This window comes from Bifidobacterium phasiani (assembly GCF_019331775.1).
Taxonomy (GTDB): domain Bacteria; phylum Actinomycetota; class Actinomycetes; order Actinomycetales; family Bifidobacteriaceae; genus Bifidobacterium; species Bifidobacterium phasiani.
In genome coordinates this window covers 42,501-58,696 of sequence record NZ_JAHBBD010000019.1, presented here as the reverse complement: position 1 = coordinate 58,696, position 16,196 = coordinate 42,501, and the positions used below count along the sequence as shown (strand labels likewise).

At 67.6% G+C, this 16,196-nt stretch carries 13 protein-coding genes and 1 riboswitch; of the genes, 7 read left to right on the top strand and 6 right to left on the bottom strand.

The window, feature by feature from the left end; genetic code table 11:
- A partial coding sequence (locus tag KIH73_RS11105; RefSeq protein WP_338023950.1) for an IS3 family transposase occupies positions 1–81 on the top strand: 81 nt, incomplete at its 5' end.
- Positions 82–620: 539 nt separating this feature from the next.
- Here the strand turns inward: KIH73_RS11105 and tenA are convergent.
- Positions 621–1,328: a thiaminase II gene (tenA, locus tag KIH73_RS08295; protein ID WP_219082416.1), complete on the bottom strand. Its 708-nt coding sequence runs from the start codon at positions 1,326–1,328 to the stop codon at positions 621–623.
- 70 nt (positions 1,329–1,398) lie between these two features.
- A riboswitch (TPP riboswitch) is annotated at positions 1,399–1,511 on the bottom strand.
- A gap of 121 nt (positions 1,512–1,632) precedes the next feature.
- On the opposite strand from tenA, the gene KIH73_RS08290 reads away from it, so the two are divergent.
- A complete protein-coding gene (locus KIH73_RS08290) occupies positions 1,633–1,938 on the top strand; it encodes a YhbY family RNA-binding protein (RefSeq protein WP_219082409.1) in 306 nt (101 codons plus the stop codon).
- Here KIH73_RS08290 and KIH73_RS08285 read toward each other — a convergent pair.
- Positions 1,919–2,683, bottom strand: coding sequence for a DUF4391 domain-containing protein (locus KIH73_RS08285; protein ID WP_219082408.1), 765 nt, complete (start codon positions 2,681–2,683; stop codon positions 1,919–1,921). The genes KIH73_RS08290 and KIH73_RS08285 overlap by 20 nt on opposite strands.
- Positions 2,684–2,958: 275 nt before the next feature.
- On the opposite strand from KIH73_RS08285, the gene KIH73_RS08280 reads away from it, so the two are divergent.
- A complete protein-coding gene (locus KIH73_RS08280; RefSeq protein ID WP_219082405.1) occupies positions 2,959–4,581 on the top strand; it encodes a 3'-5' exonuclease in 1,623 nt (540 codons plus the stop codon).
- Positions 4,582–4,810: 229 nt separating this feature from the next.
- The gene (locus KIH73_RS08275; RefSeq protein ID WP_236022676.1) at positions 4,811–5,593 is read left to right on the top strand and encodes a DUF2238 domain-containing protein; all 783 of its coding nucleotides are present in this window, start codon (positions 4,811–4,813) and stop codon (positions 5,591–5,593) included.
- A 496-nt stretch (positions 5,594–6,089) separates the two neighbouring features.
- Here the strand turns inward: KIH73_RS08275 and KIH73_RS08270 are convergent, their stop codons facing one another.
- A complete protein-coding gene (locus KIH73_RS08270) occupies positions 6,090–7,031 on the bottom strand; it encodes an NAD(P)H-binding protein (protein WP_219082403.1) in 942 nt (313 codons plus the stop codon).
- Between the two features lie 681 nt (positions 7,032–7,712).
- Positions 7,713–8,912 carry a glycerate kinase gene (locus tag KIH73_RS08265; RefSeq protein WP_219082400.1) on the bottom strand — a complete coding sequence of 400 codons (1,200 nt, stop codon included), beginning with the start codon at positions 8,910–8,912 and terminating at the stop codon, positions 7,713–7,715.
- Positions 8,913–9,018: 106 nt separating this feature from the next.
- On the opposite strand from KIH73_RS08265, the gene KIH73_RS08260 reads away from it, so the two are divergent.
- From KIH73_RS08260 to KIH73_RS08250, 3 genes are all read left to right on the top strand, one after another.
- Entirely contained in the window at positions 9,019–9,537 is a 519-nt protein-coding gene (locus KIH73_RS08260) for a macro domain-containing protein (protein WP_219082399.1), read from the top strand.
- A 292-nt stretch (positions 9,538–9,829) separates the two neighbouring features.
- Positions 9,830–10,501 carry an NAD(P)H-binding protein gene (locus tag KIH73_RS08255; protein WP_219082398.1) on the top strand — a complete coding sequence of 224 codons (672 nt, stop codon included), beginning with the start codon at positions 9,830–9,832 and terminating at the stop codon, positions 10,499–10,501.
- Positions 10,502–10,579: 78 nt separating this feature from the next.
- Complete coding sequence (locus KIH73_RS08250) at positions 10,580–10,960, top strand: nuclear transport factor 2 family protein (protein WP_219082397.1); 381 nt, start codon at positions 10,580–10,582, stop codon at positions 10,958–10,960.
- Between the two features lie 129 nt (positions 10,961–11,089).
- Here the strand turns inward: KIH73_RS08250 and KIH73_RS08245 are convergent, their stop codons facing one another.
- Together KIH73_RS08245 and KIH73_RS08240 are read right to left on the bottom strand one after the other, a co-directional pair.
- Positions 11,090–14,581 carry an AAA family ATPase gene (locus tag KIH73_RS08245; protein WP_219082396.1) on the bottom strand — a complete coding sequence of 1,164 codons (3,492 nt, stop codon included), beginning with the start codon at positions 14,579–14,581 and terminating at the stop codon, positions 11,090–11,092.
- Positions 14,578–16,056, bottom strand: coding sequence for an exonuclease SbcCD subunit D (locus KIH73_RS08240; RefSeq protein WP_219082395.1), 1,479 nt, complete (start codon positions 16,054–16,056; stop codon positions 14,578–14,580). The genes KIH73_RS08245 and KIH73_RS08240 overlap by 4 nt, the downstream gene beginning before the upstream one ends.
- Positions 16,057–16,196 lie beyond the last annotated feature (140 nt).

Genomic DNA, 16,196 nt, shown 5'->3' with positions numbered 1-16,196 from the left:
CACTGGAACACCAAACGGCGCCAGATACGACTGGAGGGACACACCCCGGAGGAATACCGGAGCATGTCCCTCACAGCCTAGACCCTGTATCCTAATAAACAACGTCCAACAAACGGGACGCAGTTCAAACTGCCAAGGTCGGCCCCTTCGCCGCCCAACCGAAAACCATCTCCGCGAGGGTCGTCGGCGCCGCTCCGGCGTTGACGACCCTCTATGAGAGCATCCGGGTTCAGGCCGCGAGGCATCGGCGGACAACGCATGGCGGACCGGCGAGCAGACGCCCGGCCGCTCGGCGCAACGGCGACGTTCAGCACCCAGCCGCCGGCATTCGGCGGACGCCGGCGGCAAAGGTCAGGACGGAAATCCGGTATCCGGCATCCGGAAGACGCCGGCGGCAGGAATCAGGCCGGAAAGCGGCGGCCAGCAGCCCCTCCGACGACGGGAATCAGGTCGGGAACGGTGGCCGACATTCCAGCCGGCTACCCTTCCGACGACGGAAATCAGGCCGGAACCGGCGGCTGACATTCCAGCCGACAGCCGACAGTCCAGCCGACACCCGGCTCCCGGCAGCCCACCCGGCAACGAGAATCAGCGAAACCGCCGGCGCATCGCGGCGTCCGTCAGCCGCGATCCCACTCGGGACGCCACGAATACTGCATCTCGTACGCGCTGGCCCAGAACATGTATTCGTTCTCCACGCCGGTGACGAAGATGTCGATCAGCTCCTGCCGGCGCTCCTCGCTCAGGTCCGCGACCAGCCGCTCGATGTGCTCGATCAGCCACACCGAGCCCTGCCAGAACTCGTCGGTCCGGTACATGTCGACCCAGCTGCGGTACGGGTTGCCCTCCAGCGTGTCGGCGAACTCCCTGGCCAGCCGCCGGCCGTAGTCGGCGTACACCCAGGCGCACGGCAGCACGGCGACCATGATGTCCACCAGCGGCCTCGCGTAGGCGATCGACAGGATGTTCGACGTGTACGCGCGGGCGAACGCGGACTGCCGCACGGACAGCATCTGCTCCTCGGTGATGCCGTATCCCGCCATGTAGGCGCGGTGGACGGTGGTCTCCACGTCGAGGATGTTCCTCTGCACCTGGATCATGTACGCCATGACCTCGGGGTCGTCGGTTTTCGTGACCGCGAGCGCGTGCACCTTCGCATAGTCGGTCAGGTAGCGGAAGTCCTGCAGCAGATAGAACGCGAAGCGCTCGCGCGCCAGCGTGCCCGCGCCGAGCTCGCGCAGGAACGGCTGCCGGTAGCCCTGCTCCCAGACCAGGTCGGCGGCGTCGCGCATGCGGCGGGCGAACGGCGGCACGTGGTCGGGCGTCATCGACGCGACGTCGAACGGTTCGGCGACGCCGGACGCGCCGGGACGGGATGCGGTGGACGGGGATACGGTGATGTCAGCCATGGATGTCTCCCTACGATGGTGTTAGCCAACAGGTTCAAAGGGTCAGGCGGCGCCTATCTCAACCCGGCCGCGCGCGGTGGCCGGGTACCCCTGCATTACGGTGACGATTATCGCATCACTCGGCGACCGGGCCGCCCGCCCGCCGCCGACACGTGACGCCGGCGCGATTCTCCCGGCCTTCACGTACCGTAGAGAGGTTGATTTCAGGAAAGCGAGAGGCATCATGGCGTTGACGAAGAAGCAGATCAAGCAGCTCAAGGCGATGGCCCACCATCTCAATCCGCTGATCCAGGTCGGCAAGAACGACCTGACCGACGCGGCCGTCAGGCAGGCGGACGAGACCATCGAGAAGCGCGAGCTGGTCAAATGCCAGGTCATGGACGGCTCCGGCCTCACCGCCAAGGAGGCGGGCGAGGAGCTGGCCGGCCGTCTGCACGCCGAACTGGTGCAGGTGATCGGCAACCGCTTCGTGCTCTACCGCGCCTCGCACCGCGACGACATCGAGAGGATCAGGCTCGTCCGGGGCTGACGCCCAGCCGGTCCAGCTCCGCGCGGATCGCGTGCATCTTGGCGTAGGCCTCGTTGCGCCGCTCGGTCGTCCTGGCCCGCGCGTGGGCGGCCTGCAGCTTCTCGTATTCGGCGGTCAGCGCCTTGGCCCGGTTCATCGCCGCGATGCGCCCATCGACGTCCGCGCCGTCCGTCTCTCCCAGGATCGTCTGCGCGCACAGCGAGTCCCACAGCTCGTCCATCGTCGCCCCGGACAGCGCGATCCGCGCCTGCGACGCGGGCTTCCACTCCCCCGCGTACACCTTGGTCACCGGCGTGTGGCCGGCGCGGACCGGCACGTTGCGGCGGACCGCGAACGCGCACTGCTCGCCGCCCTCCCCGGCCGAGGCGGCGCCGCCGCCCTCCCCCGATTCCGACGCCGCCGCGTCGCGCACACAGACGAACAGGATGCCCGACGCGCGCTGCGCCGCGATGTGGTCGATCACCTCCACCGGCACCGCGACGCCCGGCGCCACGTGGATGCCCAGCACCAGGATCTCCCGGCATGCCCGGCCCTCGGCAAGGCCGGTGTTGGCGGGCCGCAGGATCGCCATCATCGCGATGGACTCGACGTCGTGCGCGAACCGCTGCCTGAGCTTCGACGAGATCGGCGCGCGCCCGACGAACATCTGCTTGGGCAGCGTCCCCTTCGCCGCCGGCACGGTCACGCCGAGCGGCAGGCCCAGCCCCGGCGCGGTCACGGAACCGCAGGATGTGGCAGTCGCCATCGACCATCCCTCCTTCGTTTCTGGGATACGTACTACCCGCCATCGTAGCGCGGCGGCGGCTCCGCCGGCGCGCACGCCCGCATGATGGGCCGGCAGGGCGCCGGGAGCCGTCCGCACCCGCTGCTTCGCGCGCCGCGACCGGACGGCATCGGCCCCTCCTGACACTCCCCCCGAACGCGCCGCCGTGTCCGCTCGGCATGGCGCGGTCGTTTTGGCTAAGCTGATGACAGACCCGGGCTGCGAATCGCCCGTACCGCACGTGAAGGAGTTCACCCATGGGCGTTGGGCGCGCACCGAAAGGCTTCGCCGTCGTCGATTTCGAGACCACGGGCATCAACCCGGCGCGGGGCGACCGCGCCATCGAGGTCGGCATCGTGCACGTGGCGCCGGACGGCACGCTCGAGGACGAGGCGGAGACGCTGATCCGCGTCCAGGGCGACCTGGGCGCGCAGTCGCTGCACCACATCCACGCCGCCGACCTGATCGACGCGCCGGACTTCGCCGGCATCGCCGCCGAGCTGCGCGACCGGCTGGACGGCTACGTGTTCGTCGCGCACAACGCGGTGTTCGACTCGCGGTTCCTCAACGCCGAGTACGGCCGTCTCGGCTACGTGACGCCGGTCGACCGGTCGACGTCGATCTGCACGCTGCGGCTGAGCAGCCGGTATCTGGGGCTGCGCAGCCTCGACGACTGCTGCCACGAGCTCGGCATCCGCAATCCCGACGCCCACAGCGCGCTGGGCGACGCGCACGCGACCGCGCTGCTGCTCAGCGGCTTCCTCGCCGGACTGCCCGACTGGGAGGGCTGGCGCCCGGCGTTGCAGAGCGCCGCCGACCATGAGTGGCCGCGGATCGACGAGAGGCGGCACGCATGGATGCCGCGGCAGACGCATGCCGCCGCGAAGCGCCCCGCGTCGGCGTTCCTCGACCGGCTGCAGTCGCGCAACCCCGCCGCGCAGGAGGTCGGCGACGCCGACGGCACGATGCGGGACGCGGCCTCGGAGTACGTCGGGCTGCTGGACATGTGCCTGGTGGACGCGCGGCTCACCGACCACGAGAAGACGGCGCTGTCCGACATGGCCGAGGCGCTGCGCCTGTCCGATGAGGACCGCCGCGCCATCCAAGAGAACTACTTCGCCGACATCGCCGAGGAGGCGTGGATCGACGGCGCGCTCAGCGCCGAGGAGGAGCGCGAGCTGCGCCAGGTCGGCGACCTGCTGTCCATCGATCCGGCGATGGTCGAGTACGCGCTCACCGACCGGGGGCATGCGGAGTCCGGCGCCCGGCACGCGCGCAGGGGCGACGGCGCCGTCGCCGCGTTCGACGGCCGACGGCTGGACATGGGACCGGACGGCGCGATTCCGGCGGGAATCGGCGACGGCGGCGCCCGTCCCGACGACGCCGGTGTCGCCGACTCCGGCAGCGAAACCGACGACGATGGAACCGGTGCCGGCGGAACCGGCGACGGCGTGAAGAAAGGCAAAGGCGGCGGCAAGACGAAGGACGCCAAGGGCAGGAAGAAGCACAAGAAGCACGGCAAACATGACGACGATCCGAACGGCGTGACGCTCGGCAGGACCATCAAACGGGTCAAGCACGATCGCAAGCGTCTGGAGCGCAACCCGCACGCCGACGACATGGCGGGGTTCCGTCTCAGGCGCGGCGATCGGGTCGTGGTCGCCGGTCCGCTGCGCCGGCCGGTCGACGAATGGATCTACCGGCTCGAGGGGCTCGGGCTGGTCGCCTGGCCGACCGTGACCGAGCAGGTCCGGCTGGTCGTCGCCCCGGAGCCGGACGGCGATTCGCCGATCACGCGGCAGGCGCGGGAGTTCGGCGTGCCCGTGGTCGACGAGCAGTGGCTCGACGCGGCGGTCGGGGCCGGCCTGGTCGACAGCTGATGCCCGTCCGTCCAACGGACGCCGCCGTTTCCGCCATCGGCCGAAACGGCGCGGCGCAGGACAACGGCATGCGATAGTGTCGCTTTCGCGAATCACCGACCGACGGGCTAGGGGGAACGCGATGAAGCCACAAGCGACGCAACCGGCACCGCAGACGCCCAAGCGGCCTCGGGGCGCGGCCGGCGGGCGGCCGCGGCTCGGCGAGCGGCTGCGCGGCCTCGGCGAGGCGATGCGCGTGGAGATCCGCGAGCACCGCAGCACATTCGTCGTGTACATGCTGCTGCGGGTGCTGGTGCTCGTCATGATGGTGCTGCAGTGCTTCAACGGCAACTACGAGAACGTCTTCCTGTGCCTGCTGACGCTGGTGCTGTTCGCGATGCCCGCCTTCATCCAGGTCACGTTCCAGGTCGAGCTGCCGTCGACGCTGGAGATCATCGTGCTGCTGTTCATCTTCGCCGCCGAAGCGCTGGGCGAAATCAGCGAGTTCTACGTGCTCTTCCCGTTCTGGGACACGGTGCTGCACACGCTCAACGGGTTCCTCGCCGCCGCGATCGGGTTGTCGATGGCCGACCTGCTCAACCGCAGCGAGACGGTCAAGTTCCAGCTGTCGCCGCTGTTCCTGGCGTTCAGCTCCTTCACGTTCTCGATGACCATCGGCGTGCTGTGGGAGTTCTTCGAATTCGGCATGGACCGCCTGTTCGGGCTGGACATGCAGAAGGACGCCGTCGTCCACTCGATCCATTCGGTGCTGCTCGACCCGACGAACAGCAACATCACCGTGTCCATCAACGGCATCACCACCACGTCGGTGAACGGCGCCGACCTGGGCGTGGACGGCTATCTGGACATCGGGCTGATCGACACGATGAACGACCTGCTCGTCAACTTCGTCGGGGCGCTGGTGTTCTCGGTCATCGGCTTCGTCTATCTGCGCAACCGGGGACGCAGCTCCTTCCTGCGGCGGCTGGTCCCCCGGCGCAAGCGCAGGCCCGCGCAGGCGGAGCAGGCGTAGACGATCAGGGCTTGGCGGGGCGACGACCACGGGCGCGCCGGCCGCTGGCGCCTGCCGGGGGGCCACAGGGGATGGTTGCCGCGGACTTCGGATGACGGTACGCCGTCGAAGCCGCGCATGGCCTCCGGCATGACAGCTGCCGCGGACTTCGGGCGGTGGCGCGCGGAGAACGGCGGAAAATCGCCGAGGTCCGCGGACCATCTGCCGAAGTCCGCGGCCTGGCCGTGCCCGCCACGGCCGGATCGACCGGTCGGGCACGGCCATCAGGGACGAGGCATGCCTTGCCAAGAACGGGTGCGCGATCCGTCAGGGTACGAGGCACCGCCCGTCAGAATATAAGGCACCACCCAGTCGGAGACGGGGCCGGCCCCACCAAGGACGGGGCACGGTCCGTCGGGAGGCAAGGCGTGCCCGCCAGGGTACGGTACCGAAGGCCGCATCTTCCGGTGCCGCCGTGCACCCGGGTCACGACCCGCTAAGGGCACGGCACGGCCCGTCAGGCGTCCTTGGAATGGCGCGCGCCGACCTGGAAGTCATCCGCGTGCTCGAACATGTACCTCACCGTGATCGGCTCGTCGCCGGTGAGCCTGACGAAGTCGTCGGTCTTCACCGCCATCTTGCCCTCGCGGATGGCCTGTGCGAACGTGACCATGCCGTCGGACGAGAACGGGGCCTCCGAGCCCTCCTGGAACACGCCGTCGGTGGTGCGCGGCACGCCCATCGCGTCGAAGACCTGGTAGTTCTCCTCGTCGGTGATCTCCTGATAGGTGACGTGGTTGCCGGTGGCCTCGTTGCCGATCTCGACGAACCGCGAGATCGTCATCAGCTCGGCGCCGTTGATGTCGAGGATCGCATGGTGCAGGTCCTCGGCGACCAGCGCGTGCGACACCGCCTTCGCGCAGTCCCTGCGGGAGATGTAGGCCATCAGGCCGTCGCCCTGGCTGTTCTTGAGCACGCCGTCGCCGTGCACGTACGTGAAGTAGTTCGTGATCATGGCCTCGGCGTACTGGGAGTTGCGCAGGAACACGTAGTCGAGGCCGGCGGCCTTGATGTACTCCTCGGTCCAGATGTGGTCCTTCTTCTCCACGCTCGGATTGGTCGGATCGGCCGCGTTCACCAGCGACGTGTACACGATCCTGGCGACGCCGGCGGCCTTGGCCGCGTCCACCGCGTTGCCGTGCGCGCGCTGGCGCTTGGCGCCCACGAACGGCATCGAGATCAGAGCCAGCACGTCGCCGCCGGCGAACGCCTCCTTGAGGCCCTCGGAATCGTTGAAGTCGGCGACGCGGGTCTCGACGCCCTTGGCCGCGTACTTCTCCAGCGAAGCCGGGTCGTAGCCGGTGAAGATCAGCCGGTCGGGCTCGGTCAGCTCCAGCAGATAGTCCGCCGCCTGCCCGCCGAGGTTGCCGTCGACACCGGTGAGAATGAGTTTGCCCATAAGAATCCTCCTTGATCGCCGCAGATGCCGGAACATCCGCATGGTTACGGGACGGTTCCATTATATTGGGAGCGTTCACATGCCGCGTCGAGACCGCCGTATGCGAATACGCCCGCCCTGTCTTGGAGCTCGCCGAGCATATATGAAAAACGCATCGCCATGCCGACGGCCGACCAGCCAAGTCCGTCCCGGGCGACCGCCGGCCGCGCATGGAAGCGCATCATCATGCCGGCGGCCCGCCGAACCCGCTCATCGGGCCGCCGGATGCGAACGGTAGGCACATGTTCGCTTCCGTAGGCAGGTGCCGTCCGGTCCGCGTCGACGGTCTCCCGCGGCATTCCTGTCATTCCGCCACGCCGCCATGCGGCGATCGGCATGCATGGTGCCTACGGAAGCGAACATGTGCCTACCGAAGCGGGCATGTGCTCGACGATGCGCGACACCAGTCGATCGACGCTCGGCATCGCCCCGGTCGTGGGCGTGCCGCGCCATGAAGTCCGGCCGCCCCACGTGCTTGGGTGAATCTGTTCGCCGATTTACCGTTTGCTGGGTTCAGCCCGCCCGTCCCACGTGTTTGGGCGAATCGGCCGCGTGGTGCGTCCGTCACGCATTCGTATGCCGACCGCCACACGCGCGTGGGCGAATCGGCTCAGTGCGTGGGCATGCCGCGCGCACGGCATATCATCCGTCGGCCATCCGCCTACCGTCGTGCGGACCGGTCGCCTCGTCGCCGGATGCCGCAGGTCGGGCGGCGGCGATCAGCCGTGCGACGTTCTCGGCGGTGCGTTCCAGGTTCGCGGCGGCATGCTCCACAGCCTCGCTCATCGTGGCGACGCCGGGCATGATGCCGAAGATCGCGTCGAATCCCAGATCGTACAGTCCTTCGCTTCCCTCGCCGACGGTCCCGGCCAGCGCCACGACCCGGCATCCGGGAGCCGCCTCGCGCACCGCCCTGGCCACGCCCAGCGGCGTCTTGCCGTATCGGGTCTGCGCGTCGATGCCGCCCTCGCCGGTGATGCACCAGTCCGCGCCGGCCGCCTTGGCCTTCAGCCCGGTCGCCTCCGTGACGATGTCGATGCCCGAGGCCATCGTGGCGTCGGTGAACGCCAGGAATCCGGCGCCGAGCCCGCCGGCCGCGCCCGAGCCGGGCACGGCGTCGATCTTACGCCCGAGACGGTCGCGCACCACCGCGGCGTAATGAGCCAGGGCGCGGTCGAGCCGTTCGACCATCACAGGCGTCGCGCCCTTCTGCGGGCCGAACACCGCCGACGCCCCGCGCGGACCGGTCAGCGGATTGGTCACGTCGCAGGCGAGCCGGACGTCCGTTCCCGCCAGTCGCGGGTCCATGCCGGAGCAGTCGATGTCGGCGAGCTCCGCCAGCGCCGCCCCGCCGAACGGCAGGTCGCGGCCGGCGCCGTCGAGCAGCCGGACGCCGAGCGCCTGGGCCATGCCCGCGCCGCCGTCGTTGGTGGCGCTGCCGCCGAGCCCGACGATGATGCGGTCCGCACCGTGGTCGAGCGCGTCGCGGATGAGCTCGCCGGTGCCGTAGGTGGTGGCGGTCAACGGGTCGCGGTCGGCGGCGCCGACATGCTGGATGCCGCTGGCGGCGGCCATCTCGATGACCGCGGTGCGCCCGTCGCCGAGCATGCCGTAGACGGCGTCGACGGGCGTGCCGAGCGGACCGGTGACGCGGGCGGTGACGAACGCGCCGCCGGTGGCGTCGACCAGGGCGCGCACGGTGCCCTCGCCGCCGTCCGCCATCGGAATCGTGACGCATTCGGCGTCGGGGATGGCGCGCAGCACGCCGGACTCGATGGCGTCGGCGGCCTGGCGCGCGGTGAGGCTGCCCTTGAACGAGTCGGGGGCGATGACGATTCTCATGTGTGGTCCTGCCTTTCCGCGATGCGCCCGGACGTCGCGTGCGCGCCGTGCGCGGGCATACGATGAACACTACGCGATCGGATGCGAATGTGAAGGAGCGTGACCCATGCCGTTGCACGTCGTACGCCAGGACATCACCACGATGGCCGTCGACGCGGTCGTCAACGCCGCGAACACCTCGCTGGCGATGGGCGGCGGCGTGTGCGGCGCCATCTTCCGGGCGGCCGGGGTCGGGCCGATGCAACGGGCATGCGCGGCCGCGGCGCCGGTGCCGACGGGCGAGGCGGCCGTCACCCCGGGGTTCGGCCTGCCGGCAAGGTACGTCATCCACACGCCCGGACCGGTATGGCGCGGCGGCACCCGCGGCGAGAAGAGGCTGCTGCGGTCGTGCTACCGGCGTTGTCTGGCGGTCGCGGACGAGCATGGCTGCAGCAGCGTCGCGTTTCCGCTGATCTCCGGAGGCATCTACGGCTATCCGGTCGACGAGGCGGTGGCCGTGGCCGTCGACGAGATACGGACGTTCCTCGACGGGCATCCCGAGATGACGGTGTATCTGACGCTGATGGACGATCATGCCTTCGAGGTCGCGTCGGCGCTGCTGGGGCCCGATGCCGCCGCGCGATGAGGGGCCGATGCGCCGGGCGTTCCGCCCGGGGCCGCCGTCCGTGCCCGCCCCACATTCGCCGTCCATATTCGCTGTCCGTATTCGCGGTCCACGTTCGCCGTTTGCGTTCGCCGTTTGCGTTCGCCGCTCGTGCTTGCCATCCGTATTCGCATCCGCATTCGCCGTCAGCGTTCGCCGCTCGCATGCCTGTTGCACTTGAAGCGCTCGAAGTCCCTACCATCGGTATGTAATGCCCGGAACGCATGGCATTCCATACGGATTCCGCACAGGCACAGGAAGAAAGGGACCGGTTATGGCAGACAACTCCATCATCGTCGTGTTCGGCGGCACGGGAACCATCGGACGGCAGGTCGTCAGGCGGCTCAAGGCCCGCGGCGCGCATGTGCGCGCGATGACCCGCCGCGTGGGCGCGGCCCACCGGCTGTTCGACCGTTATCCGGGCGACGGCGTGGTCGATGTCGTCGAGGGCGACCTGACGGTGCCGCAGGACGTCGCGGCCGCGCTCGACGGGGCGACGGGCGTCGTCATGACGCATGGCGCGCCGTACGGCTTCGAGGACGGCTACAAGGCGGTGGACTACGGCGCTGTGGCGAACGTGATCGATGCGCTGAACGGCTCGCAGGAGGGGCGGAACATCAAGGTCGAGCTGATGTCGTCGATCGGCACGTCGCACTCCGACCAGCCGGTGCTGGCGTGGAAGTTCCGCGGCGAGGAGGCGCTGCGCGACAGCGGGCTCGATTATGTGATCGTGCGCCCGGGCTGGTTCGCCGACGGCAACGAGGGCGGCGTGCGTCTGCGGCAGGGCGACCGGGTCGAGTACGGGCAGGCGAACACCGACGACATCGCCGAGGCGCTGGTCGAGGGATTGTTCAGCGATGATGCGACCGGCACGACGTTCGAGGTGTTCACCGAGGTCGGAGCCCCGGGAATCGCCGAACAGTTCGCGGGGCTGGAACGCGACTGAAGCGTCGCCGCATGTGGTCATGGACGCTCGCGAAGGCAGGCCGGCCAGGACGTCCATGACCGGCGAATGGAGCGATTCATGACGGATCTTTCGGACGATGCGACCTATCTGATGCTGGGCGACGCGATGGTCAAGGCCATGACGGCCGCGGACGCCGGCGCGTTGCGCGAGATCTGCGACGACGGGTACACGCTCACGCACATGACCGGCCGCGTGCAGTCGGCGGCCGAATGGATCGGCGATGTGGCGAGCGGTGCGATGGCCTGCCATCATGTGGATGTCGTCTCCGCCGATGTGGCGCGCGACGGCGACACCGGCGCGCCGACGCTGGTCATGCGGCTGCGGGTCAAGGCCACCATATGGGGTGTTCGCGGCACGTGGAATCTGCGGCTTGATTCGACGTTCCGGGAACGAAACGGTTCGGTGCGATTCGCCGAAACCGTGGCCGGCACCTGGTGACAACGCGCCGGCACATCGCAGTTCGGCGATGGGATGCGCCGTGGCCGATGCGGAATCCACCCACGGTGCGCTTGGAATGGTGCGCTTGGATAAGGGTGGCGCTGGCTTCGTTTCGACCATGTCCGACGCCTATACCGTGACGCGAAGCGTGGATTCGCCATCGGGACCGTCGCGCGTCACGCTGATGCGTTCGGCGATCTGGTCCTTGAGCTGGCCGACATGCGAGATGATGCCGATGTCGCGCGTCTTGGCGATGCCGCGGAGCACGGTCATCACGTCGTCCAGGTAGTCGTCGGACAGCGTGCCGAACCCCTCGTCGATGAACAGCGTCTCCATCGACAACCCGCCGTTCTCCGCCTGGATGATGTCGGCGAGCGCCAACGCCAAAGCCAGGGAGACGAAGAAGGTCTCGCCGCCGGACAGACTGCTGGGCGGGCGCAGCTGGTCGTTGCGCCGGTCGAACACGTCGATGGGCAGGCCGACCTTCGTGCCGCCACGACCTTCGTGATCGCCGAGCCGCAGTTCGTAGACGCCTCCCTGGATGTCCTTGAGGATCTCGTTGGCGCGCATCAGCACGTCACGGAACCGTTCGGTGACCGCGTAGGCGACCAGCGTGAGCTTGCGGTCGGACGGCGAGTCCTTGCCGCCGTTGGCCAGCAACGCCATCGTGCGCACCGGTTCGTATTCGCGCATGGCCTTGTCCCATTCGCGGGCGGTGTCGGTCATATCGTCGGAGCAGCGGACACGTTCATGGTCGAGTTCCGTCAGGGTGCTCAACCGCGCCTGGGCGGCATCCTGCGCCTGTTCGGCTTCGGTGACGGCGCGGTCGAGCGCCTCGATGTCGATGCCAGCGATTTGTGCACCCAGCACAGTCGGTGAACCATCATCGGTATAGGCCACCGGCATGGTTCCGGACGTATCAGGTGTGCCGACGCCTTCCGGTTCAGGCACGCCATCGATGACGATGGACGAGGCGAGGCTCCGACGCGCGTCTTCCAAACGCGCCGCATTCGCCGCGCATCGCCGCTCATGCTCCTTGGCCTCCCTTTGGAAACGTTCCGTTTCCGCCGGTTCCAAGGCGCACGCCTTGACTTGATCGATATCGGCGAAATCATGGTCATCCAGCATTTCGTGTACGACCTGTTCCAGCTCCTTGACCTGCGCCGACAGGGTGCCCACGCGAGAGGACAGTTCGGTCTGCCGGGTTTCCAACTGGCGACGTTCCTTGATCGTCGTCGCCAACCGTTCGGCGGCCTCGGCTTGCCGCCGCGCTTCGTCAAGCTGGTGCTGCGCCTCCGTCCGCTCCTGTTCCACGGATTCGCTCGTGTGGCCGGCGGCTTCGGAGACCGCCGCGGCATTGGCGTCCCGGACATGATGCAGTTCCGTCTCGGCCTGCGCGCAGCGGCGCTGTGCGTCGTTCAACGCCTCCTTCGCCTGGCGTATCGTCTGCTGCTCCCGCTCGGCGTTCTTACGTTGTTCGGCGACCTTGTCCAACTCCGCCAGTGCGGCGTTGACCTGGTCGACCGCTTCCTGGGCTTGTTCCGGCGTTTTGCCGTCGGACTGCTCCTGTTCGGATTCCAGTCGTGCCTGCAGCTTTGCCAGTTCCTGTTCGGCCTTGCTTAATTCGCCTTCACGCCGACGCGATTCCTTACGCAATGCGTCCACATGCTTTTTGGTCGGCGCATCCGCCGGCGATTGGTACGGATGAGGATGTTCGACGCTGCCGCATACCGGGCAAGGTCGCCCGCCCTCCAACTCGGAGGCGTATTTGGCCGCACCGAGCATCTCAAATGCGCGGTTCGCCTCATCGTAGGCGCGATTGGCGGCCTCGCTGAGCACGTGCGCCTCATCGACCGATTCCTGCCGCCGTTTTACATCGGCCTCCAGCGAAACGGCTTTTCGCGCATGGTCGAGCGTATCCTCCGCCTGTCGACGCTGGGATTCCAACAGATCCCTGCCGGCAAGGCGTTCGATCAGTCGTGTCAGGCGTTCGGCGACTTCGGTGTCATCAGGAAGTTCATCGAGCACGTGTCGGCGCCGTTCCACCACAGCCTGGCTGTCCTTGAACCGTTTGTCGGCATCGGCCACGGCATTGGCCGTCGATGCCACCTTGTCCAGCAGCTGTTGATGCGTCTGCGCCATCTTCAGTTTCTGTTCGGCGCTTTCCTTGTTTCCCGCCGCTTGCAATGCCTCCCGGTGCTGGTTCTCAAGCTCCGTTTGCGACGGGAACTCGGCGAGCCCATCCTGTGTATGGTTCAGTTCCTTCACCGCGGCGTCGCGTTCCTGTATCCGCTGTTCCAGCTCACGATGCTTCGCCAGAATCGGCTCGGCCTCCGCCGATCGTTCGACAAGCGCCTGATGTTCCGCAACCGCGGCACTCTGTGCGACAAGGCGGATATGTTCCTCGACCAGCCGATGTTCCTCCTCGACCTGATGCATCACCTGCCGGCAGAGGTCCCTACGCCGTTTCCGGTCCGTCACGGCGGTCTCTTGAACGGCCACATCGTGCCGCGCATTCTGAAGCATGTCCCTTGCCTGCGCACCGACGCATTCGACGGCGAAGTCCAATTGTCGGACGACGGCTTCGGACGTATGGGCGGGCTCGGCGATGGCGCCCGCTTCGTCCATGCCCCAGAACCAGGGATCCGACTCCGGTACCGTATCCGAACTCGTTATCGTGTCCGCCTCCGGCTCCGCCGCCATTCCCGAATCTCCATCCGTCGCCGAGTCCGTGTCAGCCCCTGCCGCCTTGTCCGGTTCCGGCACTTCATTCGATTTCGTCGTCTTGCCTGAATCCGCTTCCGCATCGGTCTCTCCGGTACCCATATTCCCCGAAGATTCCACATGCGTTTCGATATCACGCATGGACGCGAATCGCTCGGCGTTGCGCCGCGTCCGCTCGATACGCTCGGTCAGCCGCTCACGTAAGTCGGCGACCCCACGCCCACGCTCCTTGCGCATATCGTCGAGAATCTGCTGGATATACCGGTACTCCTGCGCGGAGAACAGCTCTTCGACCAATGTGGTCCGTCTGTCAGGAGTCATCCGCAGGAATTCGGAGAACCGCCCCTGGGCCAGCATGATGGTCTTGGAGAACTGCTCGCGTTTCAGGCCGATCAGCTGGCCGATCTCCGCCCCCACGTCGCTGGCCTTGATGGCCAGCGACGTGGTGTTGCCCTCCCCCTCAACAAAGGTGAAATACCGTTCGGCCGTACCATCCGGTTCGACGTCGGCCGTCAGTTCGGCGATGCGTTCGTCCACGCGCCACAGCTTCGCCTTCGCGGTGTGCGTGCTGACGCCGCTGCCGTTCTTCTTCGCGTACTGGTACTCCGGTTCCCGCAACACGCGGTAGTACCGTCCGTTCAACTCGAAGATGAGGTCGACGTATGAGCGTTCGTTCCGCAGACCGAGGAACCGCGAGCGCAGCCTCGTCTTGTCGGCGCCATCCACCGATGGGCCTCCGTACAGCGCATAGGTGATGCAGTCGAGGATGGTGGTCTTGCCCGCGCCGGTCTCCCCTTCGATCAGGTACATATGCGAACGCGACAGCGCGGCGAAGTCGATGGAGTATTCACCCTCGTACGGACCGATGCCCTTAAGCTTCATGCCGATCAGTTTCATCGCGCAGCCTCCTCGCCACTATTACCGTCCACGTGTCCGCCATCTGCTCCCGCGTATTCCTCTGACGACGCACGCGCACGCTCCACCGCCGCACGCAGCACCGCGGCCTCGTCGTCGTGCGGCGCGCGCCCCAGGGTGTACCGCACGAACCCGTCGAGCACGTCCATCTCGTCGTGCACCTCGCGCAGATCCACCATCGACCGGCCCGCACCGTCACGCTGCGCGACGCACACCGCCTGTTTCTCCAGCGCATGCGGATACCGGCCGTCGATCTTCTCGTACAGTCCACGCGGGTATTCGTCGTATTCGACGGTGACGGACACCCAGTCATCCCGGTGCTCGTCCGCCACGTCCCCGAGCACATATTCCAGGTCGCCACGCACCGTGACCAGCGCGGGCTGTCCAGACTGCACGTCCGGCGTGGCGACATCGCGCACTCCGGTCCCGCCGGCGTTCGAAGCACCATCAGCGGCAAAATCCACGATGGCGACCTGCTTGCCGTTGCCGAGTCGCGGTACCGCCGGGGCCTCCGAGAACGAGTACGACAGCAATGAGCCGCTGTACCGCGCCAGTGGAGTGCGCCCTAGACGGAACGTCGGCTCATGGTCCGCATCGGGAAGCGGAATCATCACACGCTGGGGCCGATGCAGATGGCCGAGGGCCAGATAATCGAGGCCGCAGTCGGTGAACAGTCCCGCAGGCACGCTGTCCACACCGCCGACCGTGATGGTCCGCTCCGAGTCGGAGGGCATGGCTCCGGAGACGAACGCATGCGCCATCAATACCGCACCGAGCCGCGGATTGCGACGCCGACGCTCGGCCAGATCGCGGGTGACCAGCGTCATGGCGGCGGTCATCACACCCTCGTGCGAGCGTGGGATCAGAAGATCGCTGTCATTCTGCAGCAGCAGGGAAGGAATGCCGTACACGTCCGGTTGATCGCTCCCAGTCTCGGCAACGGTCGCCTTGACGTCCTCTGATCCGACGCGATCCGACGCGACGCCGCCCCGGTCCTCCCGCAGCCGGCGCAGCATGCCGGTCAGCACCGGCCGGGCAGCATCGGGGTCGAGATAGGGCACGGCATATATCGCCAAAGTCTCGCCGCCGCGCTCGACGACCACAGGCGTGGCCACGTCTTCGATGCGGCACCGCATATGCATGTTGGACACCATCGCACCGGCGCCGAACCCCAGCCGCTCCGCGGAATCGTGGTTCCCCGGCGTGAACACCACCTCCAGCGGCCGCCCGTCGACACGCATCGAAGCCAGGCGCTCGAACACCGGAGCGAACAGCTGCACGGCCGCCGCCGAGGGCCGCGGCTGGTCGTAGACGTCGCCGGAGACGCACAGCACGTCGACGTGCTCGCGCTCGATGGTGTCCGCCACCCAGTCCAACGCCCGGCGCTGGTACTCGCCGAGGTCCATGCCTTTGAAACGCCGCCCGATATGCCAGTCCGACGTATGCAGCAGCCTCATGGCCGGCCTCCTTTCCGTGTCGTTGCGCCGGTGCCACGATCCGCGCCACCGTGTTCACGCCCCATTGTTCCACGCGACACGAAGGGGAGGTACATATCTACCTACCCCTGTGTGGCACCGATAGGCTGGCAGGCACTCGG